Genomic DNA, 8536 nt, shown 5'->3' on the forward strand with positions numbered 1-8536 from the left:
CTTCATTCTCTTTCTCCGGGGCTTCAGGAATGTCTAGTTTGGAGATTACACCATCCATATGTTGCGCATAGGCAGCCGACTCATCCAAAAAGAAAGCCAATTCGGGGATAATCCTTACCGATTTACCAATTCTTCTGCCCAGAAATTTCCGGATTTGGCTCTTGTTTTCATCCACCTTTTCGATTAATTCCGCGGGTTCAGCCAATAAAAAGCTCAAATTAATTTTTGCCAAACCCAAGTCTGGGCTCATCAAAACACGAGTAACGGTGACCATGGCCTTACCCACAATTGGCCTGCCCTCCTTCTGAAATATCTCCCCCAACTCTTTTTGGATCAATTTGGAATATTTTTGTTGTCGTTTACTTTCCATTTTTAAATATTTAATCGTTACAAATTTAGTGAAATATACGGGTAACCTTTAATTTCGTAAATTGAGTTTAAAATAAATATAGACCTTGCTGGAATTTTTCAAAATTAATGACCCACTGCGAATGGTAGGAATTCTTTTCCTTTTCATTTTATTGCAGACACCCTATTATTTAATGGACATCCCTACCTTGCAACCGGAATTCATCTGGAAACTATTAGGGCAGCAAATCAAGTCAGGAGATTTACTTTATGTAGCAATCATTGACAATACGGGCCCTTTTTCAGCTATTGTCTACTGGCTGAATGGCACTATGTTTTCCAACTCATGGCTATCCTTCCGTATTATAGCATCTGTCATCCTATTTTTTCAAGTGTTTTACGCCAATCATATGCTCATTGAAAACAATGCTTATGATGAATCCAATTATTTACCGGCGTTCATAATGCTGTTATTGTACCAACTTTCTTTTGACTTCATGACCCTCTCCCCAGCTTTAATGGGAAGCACATTTGTTCTGTTGGCCTTATCTAAATTATTAAGTCAAACCTCTGTTAACACAAACACCGTACCCTCTGTGTTACTTATGGGAATATATGCCGGAACAGCCTTTTGTTTTCACTTTCCCTATCTCTTATTTTTACCCTTGCTAATTTTTTCAGGGTTACTTATCAATGGATTCTCTTTTCAGCAACTTGCACTGATTCTTACAGCATTCTTATTGCCTACGGCTTTCTGTGCCTTGTTTTTCTTCTGGCATGACGCTTTACCTAATTTTATTGAATTGTATTTTACCCTGGCCTTTAAGCTAGATAAAATCTACCATGTCAGTTTTAAAGACCTTAGTTATATCTATTTCCTGCCTTTGATCATTGCAATCATGGGGTACTTGAAAAACAATATACTACGAAGGTTAACGGTCAACCAGCAAAAGCAAAACCATTTGTTTATGCTTTTCCTTCTCTTAAATATTTCCATGTTTTTTTTAATGGATAGGGTAAGCCCTTTCCAGTTTATCAGTATTGTACCTGTATTGGCCTATTTTATCACCCATTTTTTCTCAATTGCCAAAACCAAACTTGCGCAAAATGTTTTGGGATATAGCTTATTGTTGATAATACCTTTGATAGGATACAGCTGGACCTTTTATTTACTAAACGACAATTCTTTTAGCAAATACAAACTGGAGAATTCTGCTACCCATGCTATCCCTGACGGTGAAAAAGTAATGGTTTTGGGTAGTGACCTGGCACCTTATCAAAACACAAACATGGCCAGCCCTTACCTTAACTTCAGGCTTACAGAAATCTATTTTGACAAAATGGGAGAGAGGAAGAGAAAAATCAGGTTTTACCAAGACTTAAAAAAAGAACAGCCGGAAATCATTATTGATGAGGCAGGAGTTTTCGACGAATGGATCGATGACCTACCAAAAATAAAACCCCTATACAGCAAATCCAATATTGGTTTGATATATAGGGGTAATCAAGAATAAACCTGAAACTTTTTATATTATATTAACAGGGTATTTTCCCTACTCTTCGGGCATGTCTTCCGCCCTCAAATTCAGTGGTAAGGAAAGTATCTACCATTTTCTCTGTCAATTCGAAGCTTACAAATCTTGCCGGGATAGAGATTAAATTTGCATCATTGTGCTGCCTTGAAAGGGCTGCCAATTCCTCATTCCAGCAAATAGCGGCCCTAATTTCTTGGTGTTTATTTGCCGTGATGGCCACACCATTCCCACTGCCACAGATGATAATCCCACGTTTCATCTCTCCAGAAGTCACTGCATTACACAATGGGTGGATAAAATCAGGATAATCCACCGACCCCTCTGAAAAAGGACCAAAATCCTTTACTTCGTAACCTTTCTTTTGGAGGATCTCTATCAACTTTTGTTTATAGGTGAATCCTGCATGGTCACCTCCTATAGCAATTATTTCTGACATAACTATTGTTTTATAACTTGTCTTCCAGCTCTTCTTCTCTGCGTTTCTTTTCCAAACGTTTGGCGATGATGATACCCGCTTCATAAAGCACCAATATAGGCATGGCAATTAGTATTTGACTGATTACATCCGGTGGAGTGATCACTGCAGACAATACTAAAATCACTACAATGGAATGCCTTCTATAAGCCTTGAGCTTGGCAGAAGAGACAAGCCCGGCCTGGGTCAGGAAATAAATAACTACCGGAAGTTGAAACATTACTGCTGATGCCAATACCAACATGGATAAAGTTGACACATAGGATGTGATATCAAACTCATTCGCAATAGAAGGATCAAGCTGGTAGTTGGAAAGAAAGTTTATTGAAAGTGGAGATAAGATAAAATACCCAAAACTTGCACCCATGAAAAACAGTAGGCTCACAAAGAAAACTGCTCCTCTGGCAGCATTTCGCTCCTTTGCATATAGCCCAGGACTGATAAACCTCCATACTTCCCAAAATACATAAGGAAAAGCGGCAATCAAGCCTACCACCAAACTGGAAGTAATGTGCATGGAAAACTGCCCTGTCATTTGCCTACTTTGGATAATAAAAGGGAGCTTCTCAATACATAGGGCCGGAAGATAAAATAGTTCAGACAACTTACAAAGCATTCTGTAAGTCACAAAATCTACTTTCGAAGGCCCAAGAATTACCTGACCAAACACAAACCCCTTAGAAAGGAATGCAAGGACCATAAAAATTAGAATCGCCGATATCGATCGCAATAAATGCCATCTCAACTGTTCTAAATGATCCAAGAAGGACATGCCATTCTCTTCTTCCTCTTCTTCGTTATATTGATCGAGTGCCACTTATTTCTAATTTAATATAAAGGAAATTGAACCATCCAGTCGTTAACAGCCGCTTTAATCTCTTCTAACTTAGTCTCATCTTCATGATTCATAAGTGACTGGTCGATCAAATCCACAATTTTCAACATATCAGCTTCTACAAGTCCACGTGTCGTGATGGCTGCAGTACCAATACGCATTCCGGAGGTTACAAATGGAGACTTGGTATCAAATGGAACCATGTTTTTATTAATGGTGATGTCCACTTTACCAAGTGTGTTTTCGGCAATTTTGCCTGTTAGTTCTTTGTTTCTAAGGTCTATTAACATCAAGTGATTGTCTGTGCCTCCTGATATTAATTGATAACCTTTTTCAACAAATGCTTCAGCCATAACTGCTGCATTTTTCTTTACCTGAATGATATAATCCAAATATTCATCAGAAAGCGCCTCTTCAAAAGCAATGGCTTTGGCTGCAATAATATGTTCTAAAGGACCACCCTGGGTGCCCGGGAACACCCCTGAATCCAATAAAGCCGACATTTTCCTTAACTCTCCCTTTGGATTTTTTAGACCAAATGGATTGTCAAAATCTTCTCTCATAAGGATCAAACCTCCTCTAGGACCTCTAAGGGTTTTATGAGTGGTGGTGGTTACCACATGGCAGAATTCGAGCGGGTCATTGAGCAAACCTTTGGCTATTAACCCTGAAGGATGTGAGATATCAGCAAGTAAAATCGCTCCTACCTCGTCTGCTATTGCTCTTAACCTTTCGTAGTCCCAATCACGGCTGTAAGCAGATGCACCACAAATCAATAATTTAGGATTAACTTCTCTGGCTTGTGCTTCAACTTTATCGTAGTCTATCACGCCTGTTTCTTCCTCCACACCATAAAAGTGGGGATCATATAGCTTTCCTGAAAAATTTACCGGTGAACCATGAGTAAGGTGGCCACCATGTGAAAGATCAAAACCTAAAATGGCATCTCCTGCTTTTAAACATGCTAAAAACACTGCTGCATTGGCTTGTGCTCCGGAGTGAGGTTGAACATTTGCCCAGGTTGCACCAAAAAGAGCTTTGGCTCTATCTATAGCAATCTGCTCAATATCATCCACTATTTCACAGCCACCATAATACCGTTTCTTGGGAAGACCTTCAGCGTATTTATTGGTAAGCACGCTCCCTGCTGCTTCCATAACTTGCTTACTAGTGAAATTTTCAGAGGCGATCAGCTCTATTCCTCTTTTCTGTCTGTCCTCTTCCTTTGCTATCAGGTCAAATATTAATTGATCTCTTTTCATGTAATGATCTGTTCTATTCACTGAGTTCACATCCTTACCTACCTACGTAAAAAGAATGTAAATCAGACTTGATTCTAATTCGAATGCCAAAATTACTCTTAAACAATGTATAATCCAATTGTCTTTTCAATTTGATTGTTGGTAAAATCAATATATTTCAAGCTTTTGCTAACAATAATCCTATCAATTATATCAGCTCTAGAAAATTATTGCCTTTTTTGGAAATATTGAGGACTGTAGAATATTAATAAGCTGAACGGTAATCTTAACATCAAGCTCCTTATCAGTGAAAACGAGTCAAAAATTATGCTTAGACCTTAGTTAGCAATAAGAGAAAATTCAACAGCTACCCACTAAAAAGAAAATTTTCCATAACCTCAAATCAATTGATAAGTGCCTGGTTTTTATTTCGAATTAGCGGTTAAATGATATATATTTGCCTGAATATGAATTTTGACTTTCAACCAAAGACGTATTTCAATGAAACCGCTACCAATGCCCTGATAGCGAAGCTTACTTATCCCGAAAGTCAATGGGGAGAGGAAATCTGCATTTTTGCTACTTCGGTAGATGGAGTAATTTATTTTGAAATAGTCGATTTTTATGGAAATGAATATTCAATAAAACCCAGTGAATGCAGAAATCCCCTGCCATTACAGGAATTGATTTTACTGATAGAATCGATGGAGGTGGATAAGAAAGGAGAAATGGGAGGAATTAACGAAACCCTCTTGGGCATTCCCGTTGCGGAAAGCACGCTTTACCCACAGTTAAAGCTTTATTTTGATCAAAAGAGAACCCATTTCGGATTCGTTTGAATAATATTTTAGGCCTTCTTTCTTAAAATTGGTCGCCCAAACTGATTTTACATGGGCTCAAAGATTCCAATACTATGGCAAACATACTTATCGTTATCACCTCCATTCTCATAGGTTTGATTCTACAGAAAGTCAGAAATTTTCCGGTAGAAGCACCCAAGGCATTGAATGCTTATTTGATATATGTGGTTTTACCTGCTGTCTCTTTGTTGCACATCTCAAAGTTGAACCTAGGTTTGGAATTGCTACTGCCGGTATCGGTGGGATGGATTATTTTCACCATAACCTGGATTCTTTTTGGCTACTTAGGCAAACGTTTTGGCTGGGACAATAAAACCATTGGATGCCTGATTATATGCGGGGGGCTTTCCAACACCGGTTTTATTGGTTACCCTGTGATCGAAGCCATATATGGAGCTGAAGGACTAAAAATAGCTGTCCTTATTGATCAAACTGGCTCTTTTCTAGTGGTCAGTAGCCTTGCCATTATTGTAGCCTCTCTGTACGGATCGGAAAAAATGAGGAAAAGAGATATCTCCAAGCAAATGTTACTCTTTCCGCCCTTTTTATTCTTTATTCTGGCTCTTTTACTTAATATATTTCAAATTGAAATCAGAGGCGTGGTGGAAAAAGTGCTTGAGAGTTTCTCTGCAACGCTTACTCCCATCGCTTTAATTGCCGTGGGATTACAAATAAAAATTAAAGTTTCAGACATCAAGGACAATTACCTTTGGTATGGACTTGCCCATAAACTGATCCTAATCCCTGCTTTAATATATGTCATTTATCATTGGATTCCGGTGAATAACCCGGATCAAAACCTAATTTTTAAAGTAAGTGTCATGGAAGCGGCCATGGCCTCCATGATCACCTCTTCAATAATTGCGACCAATTACAATCTCCGTCCAAAACTAGCCTCACTTTTGGTGGGAGTAGGTATTCCTCTTTCGGTAATTACCCTTACCTTTTGGTTTTACCTCTTGGAATATTTTCGCTAGCCCTGATTATTCGGGATTAGGCGTTTCTTTCTGCTCTGTAGTGGCCGGCTTATTCCTATTGGTGAATCCCTTGAGCAGGTTTTTCACCTCATTGACTGCTTTTTCTTTGGTCTGATCCACCAACTTGGAGGCTTCTTGAACCAAGCTGTCTTTGGCCACTTCAGATTTCTCCTTAAACTCTTGTTTTAAACTGTCTTCTTTTGCTTTGAAGTCAGCAGCAATTTTTTCTTGTACATCTTCCTTCTCTCCGCTTACTTTACTTTTCAAGGCATTAGAGATATAGCTGTCCAAAGTCTCAGAAGAGGCCAAACCTACATTCGGACGGGCATAACTACCACCAATATTAAAAGCCAATGGTACATTGGTATCTGACAAGTCAGCTCCAACTAAACTGGTAACCAAACCATTGATCTTTGAACCAAACTTACTCGCTGGAACATCTATGGCAACCAGATAATTGATCCGACCGTCAAAGCCGGTGCTACCCTGGATCTTTGCAGGGTAGTCCCATAATTGCAATTCAAAGGGAGGGATGTTCAGCATACCATCTTCTATTCTAGCTGAAATATTCATGGGCTTTAAACTAATGGTAGCCGTATCTTCCAATTTTGTCAAACTTGTAATCCCTTGGATAAGGGGACTATCTTTGATAGCCGTTTCGGCCAGTTTGATTAAGCCTGAGCCATCAAGGCTTGATAAAACAGGCATCATGTCCTGCCCCAATAAGCCGGAAAAAGAGAATTTTGTTGAGAAACTCCCTGTTACATGCTGTGCTATAGGAGCAAATGTTTGGACCGTCACAAACGACTTAAACGCATCTTGCACACCCAATTTACTGATATCCAGCGTCATGTCGAATGAGGGCTTTGTAATATCCTTTGAATTATAACTCCCGTCAAATGCGATTGAGCCTCCCAACATATTTGTTTTAAACCCTTCCAGAGAAAGTACAGCATCCTTGATCTTCATTTTCCCTTGCGCATTGTTAAGCGTAAGGTTATCATAAAAAATTTTGTCTGCTCTCACATCCATAATAAAATCAATATTATCAGGCAATGCAATGACCTCCAAAGAGGTAGTATCTTCATTGACGCTTTCAGTTTCTGTCATCCATTCATTGACGTTGAAATTACTAGAATAAACGGACAAATTCCCTTTGAGCTCATTTCCTTCATCACTTAATAAAAATGCCATATAGTTAGACAAAGTACCTGTAGCTTCCAAAGGGCTCTCTCCCAATCGGGCATCCATTTTAGTAAGATTGATAGCTTTTGGGCTGAAGTTGGCAGAAGCTTCATTGATTCTAATCCCTTGCGGATAATCTTTATCTGCATAATAAAAATCATTGACCACCATTTCCCCTTTGGCGTCAAGGGCTCCAAAACGGTTCGCCTCAATGGCAGCATAGCTTCCTTTAGCATCCAAGTCTGCCCGAATATTACCTTCCAGCAAGACATCTTCCATAGGAATAATTGTGGCAATCTTGCCTAAATCAACAGCTCCGTGTACGGCGAGATCATAATTCATCTCCTCCAGGTCACTAAACTTTAAAGCTCCTTCGATTTTCTCCCCTTCTAACTCAAAGCCAAATGATGGAACATCAATGGCAAAATCATTCATTTGGCCTGTATTATTATTAGCTATTGCGCGCACATTAATATTATCTATGGGGGCCGGATAGGCCTCACTTTTCACATACCCGTTTGATAAATCAATATTCGCGTTGATTACAGGAATAATTTGTGCCACACTATCATACCTTCCTTTGGCGGTGGCATCAATGGCCAGCTTCCCCTTAAGCTCCATGTCTTCAATTGGGAAAATTGAGGACATTTCCAATAAATCCAATTCACCTTTAAGTTGGCCATCCATCTCATAACTGACCAAATCTTTTATTTTTAATCTTCCTGAAACCGGCTGTTCTCCAAATTGGAGGGCAAAAGTGGAGAGATCAATGCTCGTATAGTCCAGATCCCCAGATTCATTGACAACTTTTAAATCCATGTTTACATGCTGAACGGGTCTTGGAAGGTCTGGATACTGAAACATCCCTTCTTTTATTACAAGACCAAACTGAAAAGCAGGAAAAGAATTTTCATTGTAGGTTCCTTTTAATGCTCCGGAAAAATCCATTTCACCGGAGGTTTTCAGCGCATCAAATGAGGACGAATAAACCCCGGGAACCAAAGAAAGGGCACTTTTAAAATCATTGTCTTGTCCATAAAACTTGGCATCCATCTCTATATCATTCCCAGGCATAGCAAG

8 protein-coding genes are annotated in these 8536 nt (G+C 39.2%); 3 read left to right on the forward strand and 5 right to left on the reverse strand.

Annotation, left to right across the window (positions count from 1 at the left end; all coding sequences use genetic code 11):
• The coding region (gene rbfA / locus AAC037_RS13135) for a 30S ribosome-binding factor RbfA (RefSeq protein ID WP_339903421.1) at window positions 1-370 on the reverse strand (370 nt) is incomplete at its 3' end.
• A gap of 85 nt (window positions 371-455) precedes the next feature.
• Between rbfA and AAC037_RS13140 the strand changes: the two genes are divergently transcribed.
• Window positions 456-1862 (forward strand): hypothetical protein, encoded by a 1407-nt coding sequence (locus tag AAC037_RS13140; protein ID WP_339903422.1) that lies wholly within the window; start codon window positions 456-458, stop codon window positions 1860-1862.
• A 22-nt stretch (window positions 1863-1884) separates the two neighbouring features.
• On the opposite strand, the gene rpiB is transcribed toward AAC037_RS13140, so the two are convergent.
• From rpiB to glyA, 3 genes are read right to left on the reverse strand one after another with little or no spacing between them, the layout of a single operon-like run.
• Complete coding sequence (rpiB, locus tag AAC037_RS13145) at window positions 1885-2319, reverse strand: ribose 5-phosphate isomerase B (protein ID WP_339903423.1); 435 nt, start codon at window positions 2317-2319, stop codon at window positions 1885-1887.
• 10 nt (window positions 2320-2329) lie between these two features.
• Complete coding sequence (gene tatC / locus AAC037_RS13150) at window positions 2330-3175, reverse strand: twin-arginine translocase subunit TatC (RefSeq protein WP_339903424.1); 846 nt, start codon at window positions 3173-3175, stop codon at window positions 2330-2332.
• 11 nt (window positions 3176-3186) lie between these two features.
• A complete protein-coding gene (glyA, locus tag AAC037_RS13155; RefSeq protein ID WP_339903425.1) occupies window positions 3187-4455 on the reverse strand; it encodes a serine hydroxymethyltransferase in 1269 nt (422 codons plus the stop codon).
• A 446-nt stretch (window positions 4456-4901) separates the two neighbouring features.
• Between glyA and AAC037_RS13160 the strand changes: the two genes are divergently transcribed.
• Together AAC037_RS13160 and AAC037_RS13165 are read left to right on the forward strand one after the other, a co-directional pair.
• Window positions 4902-5273, forward strand: coding sequence for a UDP-glucuronosyltransferase (locus AAC037_RS13160; protein ID WP_339903426.1), 372 nt, complete (start codon window positions 4902-4904; stop codon window positions 5271-5273).
• A gap of 74 nt (window positions 5274-5347) precedes the next feature.
• On the forward strand, window positions 5348-6271 hold the full coding sequence (locus tag AAC037_RS13165; protein WP_339903427.1) for an AEC family transporter: 924 nt from the start codon (window positions 5348-5350) through the stop codon (window positions 6269-6271).
• 6 nt (window positions 6272-6277) lie between these two features.
• Here the strand turns inward: AAC037_RS13165 and AAC037_RS13170 are convergent.
• A partial coding sequence (locus AAC037_RS13170) for an AsmA-like C-terminal region-containing protein (RefSeq protein ID WP_339903428.1) occupies window positions 6278-8536 on the reverse strand: 2259 nt, incomplete at its 5' end.

This window comes from uncultured Cyclobacterium sp. (genome assembly GCF_963976465.1).
Classification (GTDB): domain Bacteria; phylum Bacteroidota; class Bacteroidia; order Cytophagales; family Cyclobacteriaceae; genus Cyclobacterium.

Coding starts and splice junctions, on each gene's coding strand:
- glyA (WP_339903425.1), bottom strand. CDS start 4,455: ATGAAAAGAGATCAATTAATATTTGACCTGATAGCAAAGGAAGAGGAC.
- rpiB (WP_339903423.1), bottom strand. CDS start 2,319: ATGTCAGAAATAATTGCTATAGGAGGTGACCATGCAGGATTCACCTAT.
- AAC037_RS13165 (WP_339903427.1), top strand. CDS start 5,348: ATGGCAAACATACTTATCGTTATCACCTCCATTCTCATAGGTTTGATT.
- AAC037_RS13160 (WP_339903426.1), top strand. CDS start 4,902: ATGAATTTTGACTTTCAACCAAAGACGTATTTCAATGAAACCGCTACC.